This window comes from Cupriavidus sp. MPR-AND1C (assembly GCF_058809705.1).
On sequence record NZ_JBXASU010000017.1, the window covers coordinates 87,698 to 104,142 of the forward strand.

General features: G+C 66.3%; 14 protein-coding genes. 4 read left to right on the forward strand and 10 right to left on the reverse strand.

Annotation, left to right across the window (positions count from 1 at the left end; translation table 11 throughout):
* Nucleotides 1-274: 274 nt before the first annotated feature.
* Nucleotides 275-2,599 (reverse strand): NADP-dependent malic enzyme, encoded by a 2,325-nt coding sequence (locus AC1RWI_RS12515; RefSeq protein ID WP_043349583.1) that lies wholly within the window; start codon nucleotides 2,597-2,599, stop codon nucleotides 275-277.
* A 274-nt stretch (nucleotides 2,600-2,873) separates the two neighbouring features.
* Between AC1RWI_RS12515 and thiL the strand changes: the two genes are divergently transcribed.
* The 3 genes from thiL to AC1RWI_RS12530 all read left to right on the forward strand — a co-directional run bounded on the left by thiL (nucleotide 2,874) and on the right by AC1RWI_RS12530 (nucleotide 5,062).
* Entirely contained in the window at nucleotides 2,874-3,854 is a 981-nt protein-coding gene (gene thiL / locus AC1RWI_RS12520) for a thiamine-phosphate kinase (RefSeq protein ID WP_043349586.1), read from the forward strand.
* Nucleotides 3,855-3,959: 105 nt separating this feature from the next.
* The gene (locus AC1RWI_RS12525; protein WP_492866696.1) at nucleotides 3,960-4,526 is read left to right on the forward strand and encodes a phosphatidylglycerophosphatase A family protein; all 567 of its coding nucleotides are present in this window, start codon (nucleotides 3,960-3,962) and stop codon (nucleotides 4,524-4,526) included.
* Nucleotides 4,527-4,564: 38 nt separating this feature from the next.
* Complete coding sequence (locus AC1RWI_RS12530) at nucleotides 4,565-5,062, forward strand: CinA family protein (RefSeq protein ID WP_043352318.1); 498 nt, start codon at nucleotides 4,565-4,567, stop codon at nucleotides 5,060-5,062.
* 47 nt (nucleotides 5,063-5,109) lie between these two features.
* On the opposite strand, the gene pyrF is transcribed toward AC1RWI_RS12530, so the two are convergent.
* Nucleotides 5,110-5,928, reverse strand: a complete 819-nt coding sequence (gene pyrF, locus AC1RWI_RS12535; protein WP_043349590.1) for an orotidine-5'-phosphate decarboxylase — start codon at nucleotides 5,926-5,928, stop codon at nucleotides 5,110-5,112.
* Nucleotides 5,929-6,711: 783 nt separating this feature from the next.
* Between pyrF and corA the strand changes: the two genes are divergently transcribed.
* On the forward strand, nucleotides 6,712-7,674 hold the full coding sequence (corA, locus tag AC1RWI_RS12540; protein WP_043349592.1) for a magnesium/cobalt transporter CorA: 963 nt from the start codon (nucleotides 6,712-6,714) through the stop codon (nucleotides 7,672-7,674).
* Between the two features lie 23 nt (nucleotides 7,675-7,697).
* Here the strand turns inward: corA and mtgA are convergent, their stop codons facing one another.
* The 8 genes from mtgA to mpl all read right to left on the reverse strand — a co-directional run bounded on the left by mtgA (nucleotide 7,698) and on the right by mpl (nucleotide 16,223).
* A complete protein-coding gene (mtgA, locus tag AC1RWI_RS12545) occupies nucleotides 7,698-8,399 on the reverse strand; it encodes a monofunctional biosynthetic peptidoglycan transglycosylase (protein ID WP_043352319.1) in 702 nt (233 codons plus the stop codon).
* Between the two features lie 92 nt (nucleotides 8,400-8,491).
* Nucleotides 8,492-9,367 (reverse strand): shikimate dehydrogenase, encoded by an 876-nt coding sequence (gene aroE, locus AC1RWI_RS12550; protein WP_492866698.1) that lies wholly within the window; start codon nucleotides 9,365-9,367, stop codon nucleotides 8,492-8,494.
* 17 nt (nucleotides 9,368-9,384) lie between these two features.
* Nucleotides 9,385-10,254: an energy transducer TonB gene (locus AC1RWI_RS12555; protein WP_052494689.1), complete on the reverse strand. Its 870-nt coding sequence runs from the start codon at nucleotides 10,252-10,254 to the stop codon at nucleotides 9,385-9,387.
* 162 nt (nucleotides 10,255-10,416) lie between these two features.
* Entirely contained in the window at nucleotides 10,417-12,573 is a 2,157-nt protein-coding gene (locus tag AC1RWI_RS12560) for a ribonuclease catalytic domain-containing protein (protein WP_043349596.1), read from the reverse strand.
* 183 nt (nucleotides 12,574-12,756) lie between these two features.
* The gene (gene fabG / locus AC1RWI_RS12565) at nucleotides 12,757-13,497 is read right to left on the reverse strand and encodes a 3-oxoacyl-ACP reductase FabG (RefSeq protein WP_043349597.1); all 741 of its coding nucleotides are present in this window, start codon (nucleotides 13,495-13,497) and stop codon (nucleotides 12,757-12,759) included.
* Between the two features lie 28 nt (nucleotides 13,498-13,525).
* On the reverse strand, nucleotides 13,526-14,167 hold the full coding sequence (locus tag AC1RWI_RS12570) for a chorismate--pyruvate lyase family protein (protein ID WP_043349599.1): 642 nt from the start codon (nucleotides 14,165-14,167) through the stop codon (nucleotides 13,526-13,528).
* A gap of 7 nt (nucleotides 14,168-14,174) precedes the next feature.
* Nucleotides 14,175-14,813, reverse strand: coding sequence for a YqiA/YcfP family alpha/beta fold hydrolase (locus AC1RWI_RS12575; protein ID WP_492866701.1), 639 nt, complete (start codon nucleotides 14,811-14,813; stop codon nucleotides 14,175-14,177).
* A gap of 12 nt (nucleotides 14,814-14,825) precedes the next feature.
* Nucleotides 14,826-16,223: a UDP-N-acetylmuramate:L-alanyl-gamma-D-glutamyl-meso-diaminopimelate ligase gene (gene mpl, locus AC1RWI_RS12580; RefSeq protein ID WP_043349602.1), complete on the reverse strand. Its 1,398-nt coding sequence runs from the start codon at nucleotides 16,221-16,223 to the stop codon at nucleotides 14,826-14,828.
* Nucleotides 16,224-16,445 lie beyond the last annotated feature (222 nt).

Consider the following 16,445-nt stretch of genomic DNA (forward strand, 5'->3'; position numbering starts at 1 on the left):
TGCCGCGCCACCCAAACTGCCCATTTTGCCTGCGCCCCGGACGGCCTGCGCATAAATCGACAGCTTCATCGCGCGTGTAACGAGCGCGTACTTCAAAGGCATAAGGTTACGCCCATGCTAATAAATAATCAATCCCCGCCCCCGGGCAGAGTGGAAAACCTCAATTGTTTCAACATGTTAAGAAAATGTGTGCACACACTGACGGGGTGCTGGTGGTAGTAAAAAGGCAATAAAAAAGCCGGGCAAGCCCGGCTTCTTCAAGACTGACAGCGGTTTAGCGCTTAGCCGCCGCATCCACCACCACCAGAGACGTCATGTTGACGATACGCCGCACCGTGGCCGAAGGCGTCAGGATATGGACAGGCGCCTTGACGCCGAGCAGGATCGGCCCGATCGCCACATTGTTGCCCGCTGCGACCTTGAGCAGGTTGTACGCGATGTTGGCGGCGTCGATGTTCGGGCACACCAGCAGGTTGGCCTCACCCTTGAGGGTGCCGTCCGGCACCAGCGTGTCACGCAGCTTCGGGTCCAGCGCGCAATCGCCATGCATCTCACCATCCACCTCGAGATCCGGGGCGCGCTCGCGCAGGATCGCCAGGGTTTCGCGCATCTTCTGCGCCGAAGGCGCTTCGGATGTGCCGAAGTTGGAGTGCGACATCAGCGCCACCTTGGGGACGATGCCGAAGCGCTTGAGCTCTTCGGCGGCCATCAGGGTGATCTCTGCCAGCTGGCCAGCGGTCGGGTCGATGTTGACGTGGGTGTCGACCAGGAAGATCTGCCGGCCCGGCAGGACCAGCCCGTTCATCGCGGCGTACACCTCGCTGCTGCCACCCAGCACCTGATCGATGTAGCGCAGGTGCGCGGCGGTGGTGCTGACCGTACCGCAGATCATGCCGTCGGCTTCGCCCTGCTTGACCAGCATGGCGCCGATCAAGGTGGTGCGGCGGCGCATTTCCAGCTTGGCGTACTGCTGGGTGATGCCCTGGCGGGCCATCATCTTGAAGTACGCCTCGGAGTAGTCGCGGAAACGTGCGTCGTGTTCCGGGTTGACCACGGTGAAGTCGATGCCGCCGCGCAGGCGCAGGCCAAAGCGCTCGATGCGGTGGGCAATGACGGCAGGGCGGCCGACCAGGATCGGGTTGGCCAGCTTTTCATCGACGATCACCTGCACCGCGCGCAGCACACGCTCTTCCTCGCCCTCGGCGAAGACGATGCGCTTCTTCTCCATGTCGACCTGGCGGGCAGCTGCGTAGATCGGCTTCATCAGGGTGCCGGAGTGGTACACGAACTGCTGCAGCTGCAGGCGGTACGCGTCCATGTCCTTGATGGGGCGCGCGGCCACGCCGGACTTCATGGCGGCCTCGGCCACCGCCGGCGCGATCTTGACGATCAGGCGCGGATCGAACGGCTTCGGAATCAGGTACTCGGGGCCAAAGGACAGGTCCTGGATGCCATAGGCGGTGGCGACGATGTCGCTCTGCTCCTGGCGGGCCAGTTCCGCAATCGCATGCGCCGCGGCGACTTCCATCTCACGCGTGATGGTGGTGGCGCCACAGTCAAGCGCGCCACGGAAGATGAAGGGGAAGCACAGGACGTTGTTGACCTGGTTCGGGTAGTCGGTACGGCCGGTGGCGATCACCGCGTCCGGACGGACTTCCTTGACCAGCTCCGGCAGGATTTCCGGGTTGGGGTTGGCCAGGGCCAGCACCAGCGGCTTGTCGGCCATGCGCTGGACCATGTCCTGCTTGAGCACGCCGGCGGCGGACAGGCCCAGGAAAATATCGGCGCCATCGATCACTTCAGCCAGCTTGCGCTTGTCGGTCTTTTGGGCGAAGCGGGCCTTTTCCGGGTCCATCAGCTCGGCACGGCCTTCGTAGACCACGCCAGCCAGGTCGGTCACCCAGATATTCTCGAGCTTCATGCCGAGGTCGAGCAGCAGGTCCAGGCAGGCCAGCGCCGCAGCGCCCGCGCCGGAAGCCACCAGCTTGACCTTGCCGATATCCTTGCCGACCACGGTCAGGCCATTGACCACGGCCGCGCCAACCACGATGGCGGTGCCATGCTGGTCATCGTGGAAGACGGGAATCTTCATGCGCTCGCGCAGCTTGCGCTCGACGTAGAAGCACTCGGGTGCCTTGATGTCTTCCAGGTTGATGCCGCCGAAGGTGGGCTCGAGCGCGGCGATGATCTGCACCAGCTTCTCGGGGTCCTTCTCATCGAGTTCGATGTCGAACACGTCGATGCCGGCGAACTTCTTGAACAGGCCCGCCTTGCCTTCCATCACCGGCTTGGAAGCCGCCGGGCCGATATCACCCAGGCCCAGCACCGCGGTGCCGTTGGTGATCACGCCGACCAGGTTGCCGCGCGCGGTGTAGCGGAATGCATTGAGCGGATCGGCGACGATTTCCTCGCACGCGTAGGCCACGCCCGGCGAGTACGCCAGTGCCAGGTCACGCTGGTTGGACAGCGGCTTGGTCGGCGTAACGGAGATCTTGCCCGGGATCGGAAACTCGTGATACTCCAGGGCAGCTTTGCGCAGCGCCTCACGCTGCTGCTGCTTCAGGTCGTCTTGGGGCGTGGGCTGCTGGGGACTGGTCATCGGCGCATCTTCCGGTCGGTGGAGCCGTTAATCACGTATGGGACACGAAATGGCGGGTCGGCTCCACGTACCCGCAGTCTCTTCCTTTTGAACCTGGCATTTTATATTGTGAAATATTATTTCACAATAAGCATTTTGCGCGAGGCACCTTTGCGTTTCGGTACAATATGCCGCATGCCGCCAGCGCTGAACAGCAGGGCGAAACCCGCAGCGGCCGCGACCCGGCGCGGTTTCCCTGGCCCTTCGCAGAATCTCCGCCGCCCCGATCCCCTTCATGCCCGATTCCTCCAGCGCCCAGCTCTCCGAGTTCGACCTGATCCGCCGCTTCTTTACCCGGCCCGCACACAAGGCGGTACTGGGCGTGGGCGACGATTGCGCGCTGATTGAAGGGCGCCCCGGCCACCACCTTGCCATCAGCACCGACATGCTGGTCAGCGGACGGCACTTCTTTCCGGACGTGGCGCCGCGCTCACTTGGCCACAAGGCGCTGGCGGTCAACCTGTCGGACCTGGCGGCCATGGGCGCCGAGCCCCGCGCCTTCACACTAGCGCTGGCGCTGCCCGATGCACAAGCCGCATGGCTGTCCGAACTGGCCGCCGGCATGCTGGAACTGGCAGACGCCCACGGCTGCGAACTGATCGGCGGCGACACCACGCGCGGCCCGCTGACGCTGAGCCTGACGGTGTTCGGCGACGTACCTGTGCATAAGGCACTGCGACGCGATGCCGCACGCCCCGGCGACGACATCTGGGTCTCCGGCACGCTTGGCGATGCCCGCCTGGCGCTGGGAGACTTCCGTGGCGAATGGCTGCTACCCGAGCCGGACTTCAGCCAGGTGCGCCCGCGCATGGACACACCAACGCCGCGCATCGGACTGGGCATGGCGCTTCGCGGCGTGGCCCATGCGGCACTCGATATTTCCGACGGCCTGGTCGGCGACCTCGGCCATATCCTGGAGCGCTCCCAGGTCGGCGCCCTGCTCGATGTGGACGCCCTGCCCCGCTCGACGGTGCTGGCCAGTCAGCCGGAGCCGCGCCAGCTGGAATGCACCCTGGCCGGCGGCGACGACTACGAACTCTGCTTTACCGCTCCCGTGGGTGAGCGCGACCACATTGCCGCCATCGGCGCGCGGCTCGGGCTGGCCCTGACGCGCGTCGGGGTCATCACGCCCGAGGCCGGCCTGCGCCTGGTTGACCGCGACGGTAATCCGAGCGCTTACAACGGCACCAGCTTCGACCACTTCGCCTCCCCCTGACAAGCCTGCGTGCGCCGTGTCATCATGCAGCCATGCGGGGCGCCAGACCCTGCCCGGACACGCTGTCCGGAACAATCCCATCCGAACCAGACGAGCCAATCCCTGATGTCCGCCTACCCGCCCGGGCCTACCGCGCACGATTCCGCCCTGACCCTGGAAGCTGGCCAGGCCGCCAAGGTCACGCGCCCCACGGCGCGTTTCATGCTCTCACACCCTGCTCACCTGATCGCGCTGGGCTTCGGCTCGGGACTATCGCCGGTCGGGCCGGGCACGGTCGGCACGCTGTACGCGTGGCTGTCCTACCTGGTGATCTCGATGTGGGTGCGGCCGGAAACCTGGCTGTGGCTGATCGTAGGCGGCTTCGTGCTGGGCCTCTGGGCCTGCGCGCGTACCGCGCGCGACATGGGCGTGTTTGACCACGGCAGCATGGTCTGGGACGAGATCGTGGCGTTCTGGCTGGTCATGGCCTTCGTCATGCCGACCGGTTTCTGGGGCCAGCTTGCGGCGTTCCTGTGGTTCCGCCTGTTCGATATCGTCAAGCCGGCGCCCATCGGGCATCTCGACCGTACGCTCAAGGGGCCGGGCCTGCGCGGCGGCTTCGGCGTGATGTTCGACGACATCATGGCCGCCTTCTACACGCTGCTGGTGTTCGCCCTCTGGCGTTCACTGTGATCGACCATTTCCCCAACCCATCTACTGAATCCGCCATCATGCCCGTCAGCCGCTTGCTCGACCAACTCGCCGTCCAGGTCGGAATCTCCCTGAACGAGAAGTCGCTGTTGCTCGCCACCGCGGAATCCTGCACCGGCGGCCTGGTGGCCGCCGCCATTACGGATGTATCGGGTTCGTCAGGGTGGTTCGAGCGGGGCTTCGTCACGTACTCGAACGAGGCCAAGTCGACCATGCTGGGCGTGCCGGCCAAGCTGATTCGAGATCATGGCGCGGTCAGCGAGGAAGTGGCGCGCGCCATGGCCGAAGGCGCCCTGCTCAACAGCCGCGCCCAGGTGGCGTTGTCGATCACCGGCGTGGCCGGGCCGACCGGCGGCACGCCGGAAAAGCCCGTGGGCATGGTGTGCTTCGGCTGGAGCAACCGCGTCACCACCAAGGTGGAAACGCAGCGCTTTCGCGGCGACCGGCAGCAGATCCGCCGCCAGGCTGCGGAATACGCGATTCGCGGCCTGCTCGAACTGGTCCGCAACGAGGCCTGAGGCCTCGGGTACGCGCGTCGCCAGCAAGCCGCCGGCGACGCGGCGGTTCAGCCCTGGCGGAAGCGGTTGATGGTTTCGCGCGTCTGCAGCGCAACGTTGCGCGCCGCGGCAGCGAAATCCTTCTCGCGGCTGGCATAGAGAATGGCGCGCGACGAATTGATCATCATGCCGGTGCCAGCGCCGGTGCGCCCGGCCCGGACGGTGGCCTCGACGTCGCCGCCCTGGGCGCCGATGCCGGGGATCAGCAGCGGCATGTCGCCCACGATCTCGCGCACCTTGGCAATCTCCGCGGGGAAAGTCGCCCCCACCACCAGCGCCATCTGTCCATTGGTATTCCAGCGCGTGGCGGCCGCCTCGGCCACCACCTGGTACACCGGCTTGCCATCCACCGACAGGAACTGCACGTCGGAGCCGCCGGGGTTGGAAGTGCGGCACAGCACGATCACGCCGCGATCCGGATAGGCCAGGTACGGCTCCAGCGAATCCAGGCCCATATAGGGATTGACCGTGACCGCGTCCGCCCGGTAACGCTCGAAGGCTTCGATGGCGTACTGCTGCGCGGTCGAGCCGATGTCGCCACGCTTGGCGTCCAGGATCACGGGAATCCCGGGGTGGGCGTCATGGATATAGGCGATCAGCTGCTCGAGCTGGTCTTCGGCGCGCTGCGCCGCGAAATAGGCGATCTGCGGCTTGAAGGCGCAGACCAGGTCGGCGGTGGCGTCGACGATCTCGCGGCAAAAGGAGAAGATCGCGCCGCCCGTGCCCGTCATGGACAGGGGCAGCTTGCCCGGGTCGGGGTCTAGCCCGACGCAGAGGAGGGAATCGTTGCGCTGCCAGGCTGCAGCCAGCTGCTCGGTGAAGGTCATGGGATGCTCGCTAATCTGGGTCGGCCGCGTCGGCTGCGCGCCGGGCTTGTCAAGCCGGGTCGGCGCTCCCCCGCGGCAACAGTCGTTCCCGCGATTTTACCCGCTGTGTGCTCTCTTCTGCCGTTCTTCCTCGATACAAGGAGCGGCGCCGTACACAGCGGCCGGCTGGGGCCTGGGTACGCAAATGATGAAATGCGGCCAGATGGATGTTCGCCGCCATGGCCCCGGTGCTGCTCGATCCGCTATTGCGGCGCCGGCGCCAAAGCGCGCGGGCGGCATGACAACACACTGCGCGCCAGCGCCTCCCCGTCACCCACATTTCACTTAACAAGCCCCCCTCGTTGGGCTACACTCGCGGCCATCATAATCCCGGAGAAACTACGTGGGCAGTAGCATCGGGTGTTCGTGTTGCCGCAGCCAGATTGCGATCGCACCGAATGCCATGTCACTGCGGGCTGCGTAACGACGACCGCCGGAGCCGGCTTTATCCCGCTCCACCGCCTCGTCGGACTCGCCCGCAGCACATACTGCGGGTGAGTGTTCTTCCGTGTCCCTGACGGCCGCCGCCGCGCGCGCCGCTTAGTCCCGGACTAGTTCCTCCCCCGGCTTGCCAGCCATGAACGGCAAACGCCATCGCCTTGCGCGCCCATCAAGCGCACAGCGCGATCACGCTTGCCAGCGGCCCCGAGCTTCGCCGTTTTCGCGCGAAGCATGGGCTCGTCCCATGGCCGGCGAGCCCATGCCTGCGCGTTTCTTCGCCAAACGCAACAAGGAAGCCCTGGGATGATCAACCTGTTCGTCCTGCAGAAAGGCCGGCTCGCACAGGAGCAGGTCGACGATCGCAATGAACTTCTGCAGCACAAGCCGATCTGGATCGATGTCATCAGCCCCGATGACGAGGAACTCGCCTGGATCAAGGAAGCCTACGGCGTAGCCTTGCCGGAGCTGGAAGACCTGGGCGACCTGGAAGCCTCGGCCCGCTACTTCGAGGGCGAGGACGAGAACATCCATATCCGCACCGACTTCCTGCTGGACGAGGAAGACATCTCGCGCAACGTGCGCGTGGCGTTCGTGCTCACGCGCGACGTGCTGTTCTCCATTCACGACGAAGACCTGCCGGTGTTCCGGCTGGTGCGGTTGCGCGCCCGCATGCGCCCGGGCTCGGTGCGCAACGCCAAGGACGTGCTGATGGACCTGTACGCCACCGATGCGGAATATTCGGCGGACTCCATCGAGGAGGTCTACGAGCGGCTGGAGGAAGCCAGCAAGCGCGTGCTGGCGGAGAACGTGACCGATGCCGCAGCGGCCGACGTGCTGGAAACCATCGCCCGCGAAGAAGACTTGAACGGCCGCATCCGCCGCAACGTGATGGACACACGCCGCGCGGTCTCCTTCCTGATGCGCAGCCAGCTGCTGTCGGCCGAGCAGCAGGACGAAGCCCGCCAGATCCTGCGCGACATCGACTCCATCGAGAACCACACCGCGTTCCTGTTCGACAAGATCAACTTCCTGATGGACGCCACGGTCGGTTTCATCAACATCAACCAGAACAAGATCATCAAGCTGTTTTCGGTGGTCTCGGTGGCGCTGATGCCACCCACGCTGATCGCCAGCATCTACGGCATGAACTTCAAGTTCATGCCGGAGCTCGACTGGGCCGCGGGGTATCCCTGGGCCATCGGGCTGATGGCCGTGTCGGCTGCGATCCCGCTGGTGTACTTCAAGCGCAAGGGCTGGCTAAGCTGAACGTGAACTGCGCTGCCCCGGTCTCAGTCGGGCAGCGTGGCCGCGCCCATGCGGCGCGCGATGATGTTGGCCTTGACCTTGAAGTTCACGCGCACATTGGCGCAGTACTCCTTCTTGTCGAAGCACTTCGGCGCCGGCAGCGCCGCGGCCAGGCGTGCTGCCTGGCCCACGCTCAGCTTGGCGGCGCTGGTCTTGAAATAATGCTGGGCCGCGGCCTCCGCGCCGAACACGCCCTCGCCCCACTCCACCGAATTCAGATAGATCTCGTAGATACGCTGCTTGTCGAGCCAGAACTCGAGCATCCAGGTGATGGCCAGCTCCTGGCCTTTGCGCAGGTAGTGCTGCTCGGACGAAAGGAAGAGGTTCTTGGCCAGTTGCTGCGTGATGGTGGAGCCGCCACGCACGATATGCCCGCGCTTCTTGTTGCGCTCCCAGGCATCGAGCATGGAATCGAGCTCGTAGCCGGGATGGTTGACGAAGTCGGCATCCTCGCTGGCGATCACCGCGCGCTTGAGGTTGCGGGAGATATCGTCATAGCCGACCCAGCGGCGGTCCACCTGGCAGCTCCAGAACTTGAAGCCGCACAGACGCCACTGCTCGGCCCGCATGAACGCCGTGGATGACGGGTTCACGGTTTGCCAGGCAGCGATCTGCAGGAAGAAATACACCTGCATGGCCAGCACGCCGGCGATCAGCGTGCCAAGCAGGTAGGCGAGCCAGCGCAGCGGGTTGAGGCCGCCGCCCCTGCCGCCTTGAGCCGCCCCGGGACGGGCGGTGTGCTTGCGCTCAGCCATGTTCGAGCCAGCCGGCCTGCGCTTTAGCGCGCAGCTTCAGCCTGCAGCGCCGCGCGCAACGTTGCCAGCACGGGCGCGGTGGCGGGCCGCACACCCCGCCAGTTGTAGAAGGCCTCGGCGGCCTGCTCGACCAGCATGCCGAGCCCGTCACTGGTGCGCGCGCCACATTGGGCGGCGAACTTCAGGAATACGGTGGGCTCCGCGCCGTACATCATGTCGTAGGCGAGCACGTCCTTACCCAGCAGTTCCGCCGGCACCGGCGGCAACTCGCCCTGCAGGCTGCTGCTGGTGGCGTTGATGACCACGTCGCAGGCGTCTTCATCGGTCAAACCCGCCAGAGCGTCAAAGCCACCGCCCCACAGCTCCACGCCGTACTCGTCCGCTTGCTGGGCCACGTTTTCCAGGATATCGCTGGCGCGCTGGGGCGTGCGGTTAGCCACCACGATGCGCTCCGGCCGGCAGGCGATCAGCGGCAGCATGGCGCCCATGGCGGCACCGCCCGCGCCCAGCAACAGGATGCGCTTGCCTTCGAGCAAGGTATCGAGGTTGACCTCGATATCGCGCGTGAGGCCGACGCCATCGGTATTGTCGCCGTGGATCACGCCGTCCTCGATCCACATGGTGTTGACCGCGCCCGCGCTCTCGGCGCGTGGCGTCAGGCGCTCGGCGAGGTCGTAGGCTTCAAGCTTGAACGGCACGGTCACGTTCAGCCCGTGGCCGCCGCCGTCGAAGAAGGCGCGCACGGTGGCAACGAACCCATCGAGCGGCGCCAGCAGGCGCTCGTACTCGACGGCCTCGCCAGTCTGCTGCGCAAATGCGGCGTGGATGGCAGGAGAGCGGCTGTGCGCGATGGGGTTGCCGATCACGACGTAGCGGTCGGCGGGAGTCTGGGATTGCATAGTGTCAGGTGATGGCGTCATCGGGACTGCAGGCGAGTTTCCAGCCCACTGCGCGAAAACTTGAATGTGGAGATCACTTCGAGAATATCCTGGCGCGCCTGCATCTGCGCCGTAAAACCGCCGAACGGCGCCGCCGCCCGCACAATGGCAACCGCCTGGCGGTCCAGCACGGGATCGCCCGAGCTCTTGACCACGTCAATGGCGTCGATGTTGTAGCCATCGCGGTTATAGCCAAGCCGGCCCTGCCGGTTGACGTTGATCACCAGGATCAGTTGCCCGTAGATCGGCTTGCCATTGCGCTGGGGGAAATCGCTGGTGCCGCGCGCTTCGATCTTCTGGCGCAGGCGGTCGTAGTACTGCGCGTACTCCACTTCCTGCGCGCTGGTGGCGGTGAGCTGGTAGCGCTTGGGCCGTTTGGCGTATTGCTCGAGGTTGCGGCCGATCTCGGCTTCGAGCTTGGCCATCTCGTCCAGCGAGGTGCGTTCGTCCTGGCCGCGCAGCGGGTTTTCCACGCGCTGCTGGCCGGGCTTGAGCGGCTGGCTGTGCACGGACGGCGCGGCTTCGCGCGACTGCGTCATCAGGCGCTGCTGCTCCTGCTCCATCTGCTCCACGCGGCGCTGCATCTGGCGCACCAGGTCGCCGTCCTTGATGACGGTCTGTGCCGGCAGCGGCGTGGTGGCGCGCTGCTGGTCGTGCTCGCCACCGCCGTCGAGGTTGGCCTGGGCCAGCACGGTGGGGTTCTGCGGGCGCTGCGCCGATTTGGAATTGACCAGCACCACATCGAGCGCGGCATCGGTGCGCTTGATCTCGAACGCCTGCGGCGCCACGACGCGCACGGTCAGCAGCAGGGCATGGGCCAGCAACGAGACGACCAGCGCCTTGGCCATCGTGCTGCTGGCGTTCCACCACTGGCGGGGAGAAAAAGTGGCTTTCACGATGGGCGGGACGTTGGCTGGGAAGCGTCGATCGGGAGCGACTGGGGCCGGGGTCCGTGGGACCCCGGGGTCAGACTGCGATTGTAAGGGAGCGCCTCGTTTTTTCCGAGGAACTCAGCCCGCGCCGCCGGTACCGGTGTCGCGTGTGTCCGACGCGGCGCCTTCGCTTGTGGCATCCGCGGCACTCGCGGCTTCGTCATCGCCGGCTTCCCCAGCCGCAGCGTCAACCTCACCTTCGGTTGCCCCTTCGGTCACACCCTCGGCGGCGGCTTCGGCAGCTTCCTCGGCCGCGGCTTCAGCGGCGGCTTGCGCCGACACTTCGCCAGCTTCGTCGTCCCGCTCCATCTCCTCCTGCGGCAGCTCGCCTTCGCCGGCAAACACCTCCAGGACCCGGCATGACACTTCCAGCGAGATCTCGTCGATCGCGCCGATCTCCAGCAGCACCTGTGTGCCGCGCGACGCCTGCATCAACTCCGGCACGCGCGTGACCAGCGGGATCTCGGCAAAGCGCACCGCGCCTTCCTTGAGCACCGAGCCCATCAGGCGCTCGCGCTTTTCCTGCTGCAGCCAGCGCAGGCACCAGTAGCGCTCCATGGTCGACTGGTGGTCGGCATAGGCGGCGTAGGTGCCTTCGAAATCCGCCACCGCGGCCAGCAGGTCCGAATCCTTGGGCTTGAACGGCGCCACCAGCTTTGCCGTGATGCCATGCTGGGCGACTGCCAGGATCTGCCATTGGTTGACCAGGTCGACATAGCGGCGCAGCGGCGAGGTGCTCCACGCATATTGCGCCACGCCCAGCCCCTCGTGGGGCGCTGGGTAGGTCTGCATGCGCGTGCGGTTCATGCCCCAGGCCTTCTGCGTGCGGTAGATGCCCGGCACACCATTGTCGGCAAGCAGCTTGCCCCAGGTGCTGTTGGCCAGGATCATCAGCTCGGCAACGATCTTGTCGAGCGGGGAGCCGCGGCGGCGCTGCTCGATGCGCACGCGTTCGCCGCCATCTTCCAGCAGGTCGATGTAGAAGCTGTAGTCGGCGCGGTTGTGCGACTCGGGACGCAGCCCGCTGGCCAGACGCGCCTTCTGGCGTTCGTCGTGCAGCCAGCCGGAGAAATGGAACAACTGGGTCAGCGCGTCGCGGAACGGGTAGTCGCCGGTGCCGGCGGCCAGCGCGGCCTCGGTCACCACATCCTCGAGCAGGTTGTGGCGCAGGTTGGCCGCGATCTTGACCAGCTCGGCGCGGGTCTCGCTGCTGACGATCATCTGCAGGGCCGGGTCGTAGACCACATACAGCGACAGGGCCGGGCATTCGCGCCCTTCCTGCAACGTGTAGCGCTCCACCACCGAATCCGGCAGCATGGTGATCTTGTCGCCGGGGAAATAGACTGTCGACAGGCGATGGCGCGCCACGGCGTCGAGCGGCTCGCCACGGCGGATGCCCAGGCCGGGCGCCGCGATATGGATGCCCACGCGGATCTTGCCGCCATCCAGCGGCGTGACCGACAGCGCATCGTCGATCTCCGTGGTGGTGACATCATCGATGGAGAACGCCTCCACATCCGCGCGCGGCAGTTCGCCGGCGGGTTCCGGCACGGCCACCTCGGGAAAGCCGGTGCCCTTGGGGAAGCATTCGGAGAGGAACTTGGCCTCATGCAGCGCGCGCGGGCTGGCAATGCCGCCCACCGCCACCATCAGCCGCATCGGCGACATGCCTAGCGCGGTGCAAGCGGCGTCCATCGCCTTGTATTCGAGGCTGTTCTTGTCGGGCTTGAACAGCAGTTGCAGTGCCTTGCCGCGGAACGCGTCGGGCAGGGTCAGGGCCTTGAGCTGGTTTTCGTACTCAGCCTGCACCAGGGCTTGCTGCTTCTTGCGCTCGAGCGCGGCGAGCGCAGCCTTCAACTGGTCTTCCGGCGCGCGCTGGTAGCGCCCGCGGCCCTTGCGGCGGAAATAGACCGGGTTGCCGTGCAGCGTCTGCGCCAGCGCGGCTTGCTGCACCACGCTCGCACCCGCGCCGTAGTACTCGGCCGCCAGGTCGACAAAGCCGAACTCGTCCTCCGACGCACATTCCCACAGGAATTCCAGGTCGACCTCGCCGACCAGGTCGGCGGTCTGGCGCAACAGCTCGATCGCCGACGGCTGCGCGAACTGCAGCAATACGTCGCGCGACTTGACCTTGGTGCGCTTGCCCGCGGGCAGCTCCACCTGGTACGACTCGCCCTGCTGGGTCAGCACGGTGCCGGCGCGAATCTCGCCGCCTTCTTCGAACAGCAACTGCATGGATCGGTACTTTCAGAAATGCCGGGAACCGCACTTGGCAAACCAAGCACCCTGGCGCTTTGTGACGCCTGCGGGAACGGCCCGGTGAGAGAAATGGTGCAAGGCCGCCTTCAGGCAAGGCGGCAACCGGACCTGGGATGATACCGCACCGCGCCGGCTGCAAGCCCGGCGCAGGGCGGGCTGTTACAGCGACATGCCGCCGCTGGCCTCGATCGCCACGCCATTGACGTAGCTGGCATCGTCGCTGGCGAGGAAGGTGTAGATGCTGGCGATTTCGGCCGGCTGCGCCAGACGGCGTAGCCAGCAAGACGATTTCATGCCGTCCAGCACCTTCTCCGGCACGGTCTGCAGGATCTCGGTGGCGACGAAACCCGGGCACACCGCGTTGACGCGCACGCCCTTGGGGCCCAGCTCGCGCGCCCACGTCTTGGTCAAGCCGATCACGCCGAACTTGCTCGCCGCATAGTTGGTCTGGCCGAAGTTGCCGTACAGGCCAACCACGCTGGACGCATTGAGAATCACACCTTTGCCCTGCTCGGTCATGATGTCGGCCACGGCCTGGGCGCAGTTGAAGACGCCCTTGAGATTGACGTCGATCACCGCGTCGAACTGGGCTTCGGTCATCTTGGTCAGGCGTGCATCCTTGGTGATGCCCGCGTTATTGACGAGGATGTCGACGCGGCCGTGCCTGGCCAGCGTGGCCGCCACCATGGCGTCGACCTCGTCGCGGCGCGTCACATCGACCTTGTAGGCGCTCACGGTGGCGCCTGAAGCGGCGAGCGTCTCGGCAGCGGCGCGCACGCGCTCCTCCTGCACGTCGCAAAGCACCACCAGCGCACCTTCCGCGGCAAAGCGCTGCGCGGTGGCAAAACCGATCCCGGCGGCAGCGCCGGTGATGATGGCAACACGTCCCTGCAATTTCATGATGGTCGTCTCTTCTTCTTGGTCGCGATTATCGATTTGGGGAAAGTTCTTGCTCTGGATGGCTACCTGGCGGCTTCTGCCTGGAACCGCTAAGTTCCGGCGCCGGCCGCGCCAGCAGGTCGGGCAGGAATACCTCGGTCACCAGCATGATGCCGTCGCCACGCCGGAAGACCGAGCGCCGCGCGGGCAACACCGACGACGCAGCGAGCTCCAGCATGGCCGGCACGGCTAGTTCCAGCCGGCGCCGCAGCGGGTGATGCGCAGGCAGGCGCGCAAAGGCAAACGGCTCGCGCTGCACGCGGGGATCGACGAACAGCGCGCCGCCCAGCGGGCGCTCGCCCAGGCCGCGCAGGAACGGCCAGTCGCGCCGGGCATGGTCGGGCTTCACCACGGTATGGGCAAAGATGGCCGGCACGCCGTCACAGATCAGCAGCACCTCGCGCGCCAGCGCGCGGCGGCGGGCAGGCAGCCCCAGCGCCTGCCATTCATCGGCAAGGGCGACTTCCATGCGCTGCGCCAGGCGGCGCACCCGGAAAGCGTCCGACGCTGCCACCAGCCGGGCGGTGAGCGAGCCATCACCCGTCACCCAGCGGCGCAGGTTGGCGCTGATGGCGGGATCTTCGGGTAGATGGGCGTGCCAGCCACTGCGGCGCAGATGCGCCCCGTTCATGCCGCGCTCATGCCTGCGGCTCCGGGTCGATGGAGCCGCTCTGGCTGATCTGGCTGATCTGGCCATCGGGTCCATAGCCGCAGAAAGCGAGCACTTCGTCGACGTAGTCGGCAAATTCGCTGATGCCGTGGTCGCTGCCCTCGATGACGCGCGTGTGTGCGCCAGGGAAGGCCGCCAGCATCTCGCGGTAGTCCAGCACCTCGTCGCCGGTCGCGGCCATCAGGAAATAGCGCTCCGGCCGGGTGATGGGCTCGGCCCGCAGCGCCAGCAGTTCATCGAGGTGGTGGCGCTCCACCCGCACCGAGCCGCCGCCGTGCCAGAGCGGCTGGTCGCCCAGGTGACGCTCCAGGTCGGTCCAGGGATGCACCGCCGGGTTGAGCAACACCGCGCGGCAGCCGTGGCGCTCGGCCAGCCAGCGCGCATAGAAGCCACCCAGCGAGGAGCCAATGATGGTGAGCGGCTGCGCGCCACCGGCTTGCGAGGCCGCGATGGCCGCCTCGGCCTGGGCGATGGCCTGGGCCGGCGACACATTCAGCACCGGGCAAGCGTAATAGCGGCCCACGCCCCATTCACGCATCCGCTCCTGGACCAGGCGCGCCTTGAAGGACTGGGGAGATGAGCGAAAACCGTGCAGGTATAGCAGCATGCCGGGCCCCGCTCAGGCGCAAGCACCTGCGGCAAAGGCGTCCAGCAGCTTCTGGTGGACGCCGCCGAAGCCGCCGTTGCTCATGACCAGCACATGATCGCCCGGACGCGCGGCGGCTCGCACCGCGCGCACCAGCTCGGGAAGGTCGCTGAAGGCGGCCGCGCGCTCGCCCAGCGGCGCCAGCGATTCGGCCAGGTCCCAGCCCAGGGCATCCTTGCCGCTGGCCGCGCCATACCCGAACACCAGGTCTGCCGCCTCGAGGCTGGCCGGGAGCTGCGCCTTCATCACGCCCAGCTTCATGGTGTTGGAGCGCGGCTCCAGCACCGCCAGGATGCGCGCCGCACCAACCCGCTTGCGCAGGCCTTCGAGCGTGGTCTGGATCGCCGTGGGATGGTGGGCAAAGTCGTCATAGACCGTGATGCCATTGACCACGCCACGCACCTCCATGCGGCGCTTCACATTAGCGAAGCGCGACAGGGAATCGATGGCCTGCGGCGCTGGCACGCCCACATGGCGGGCAGCCGCAATCGCAGCCAGCGCGTTCATCCGGTTATGCGTGCCTTGCAAGGCCCAGCTGAGCCGACCTTGCAGCACGTCGCCGAACCAGACATCGAAACTGTCCTGGGTCATGCCGTCGCCGATGGCATTGCCTTCGGCGGGCTCGCCCGCACGCCAGTCGCCGATGCCAAATTGCTCGGTCTCGCTCCAGCAGCCCCGCTCCAGCACGCGCGCCAGGCTTTCCTCGAAGCCGTTGACGATCAGCCGGCCTTGCTCCGGCACGGTGCGCACCAGATGATGGAACTGGGTCTCGATGGCGGCAAGATCAGGGAAGATGTCGGCGTGATCGTATTCCAGGTTGTTCAGGATGGCGGTGCGCGGACGGTAGTGGACAAACTTGCTGCGCTTGTCGAAGAACGCCGTATCGTACTCATCGGCCTCGATCACGAAGAAGTCGGACTCGGTCACCCGCGCCGACACGCCAAAGTTCTGCGGCACGCCGCCCACCAGGAAGCCCGGCTGGTAGCCGGCATCTTCCAGGATCCAGGCCAGCATGGAGGTGGTGGTGGTCTTGCCGTGGGTGCCCGCCACCGCCAGCGTCCATTTGCCGCGCAGCACATGCTCGCCGAGCCACTGCGGGCCGGAGACATAAGGCAGGTTGCGGTTGAGGATGGCCTCCATCAGCGGATTGCCGCGCGACACCACATTGCCGATGACGAACAGGTCCGGCTCCAGCGCCAGCTGGCCGGGATCGAAGCCCTCGATCAGCTCAATGCCCTGCGCCTCGAGCTGCGTGCTCATCGGCGGGTAGACATTGGCGTCGCATCCGGTGACGCGGTGGCCAGCCTGCTTGGCAAGCACGGCCAGGCCGCCCATGAATGTGCCGCAGATACCGAGGATGTGAATATGCATGGGATTTAGGATTGGGCGGGCCAGGGCGGCCGGGCCGGGTTGCTTCTGGATGGAAAGAATTGTACCTGAGGGGGTGACGGCGAAGCCGTGTGGGAAAGGCCCGCGGCCGGGCGCGGCGGATTTCCGGGCAGGCGCGTTCGCGCCGGGGAATCTCCCCGTCACCGGCCACTCTAAAAAGCAAAACCCAACCCCAGCGCGCAGGCCGCGATCCCTCCGGTATCA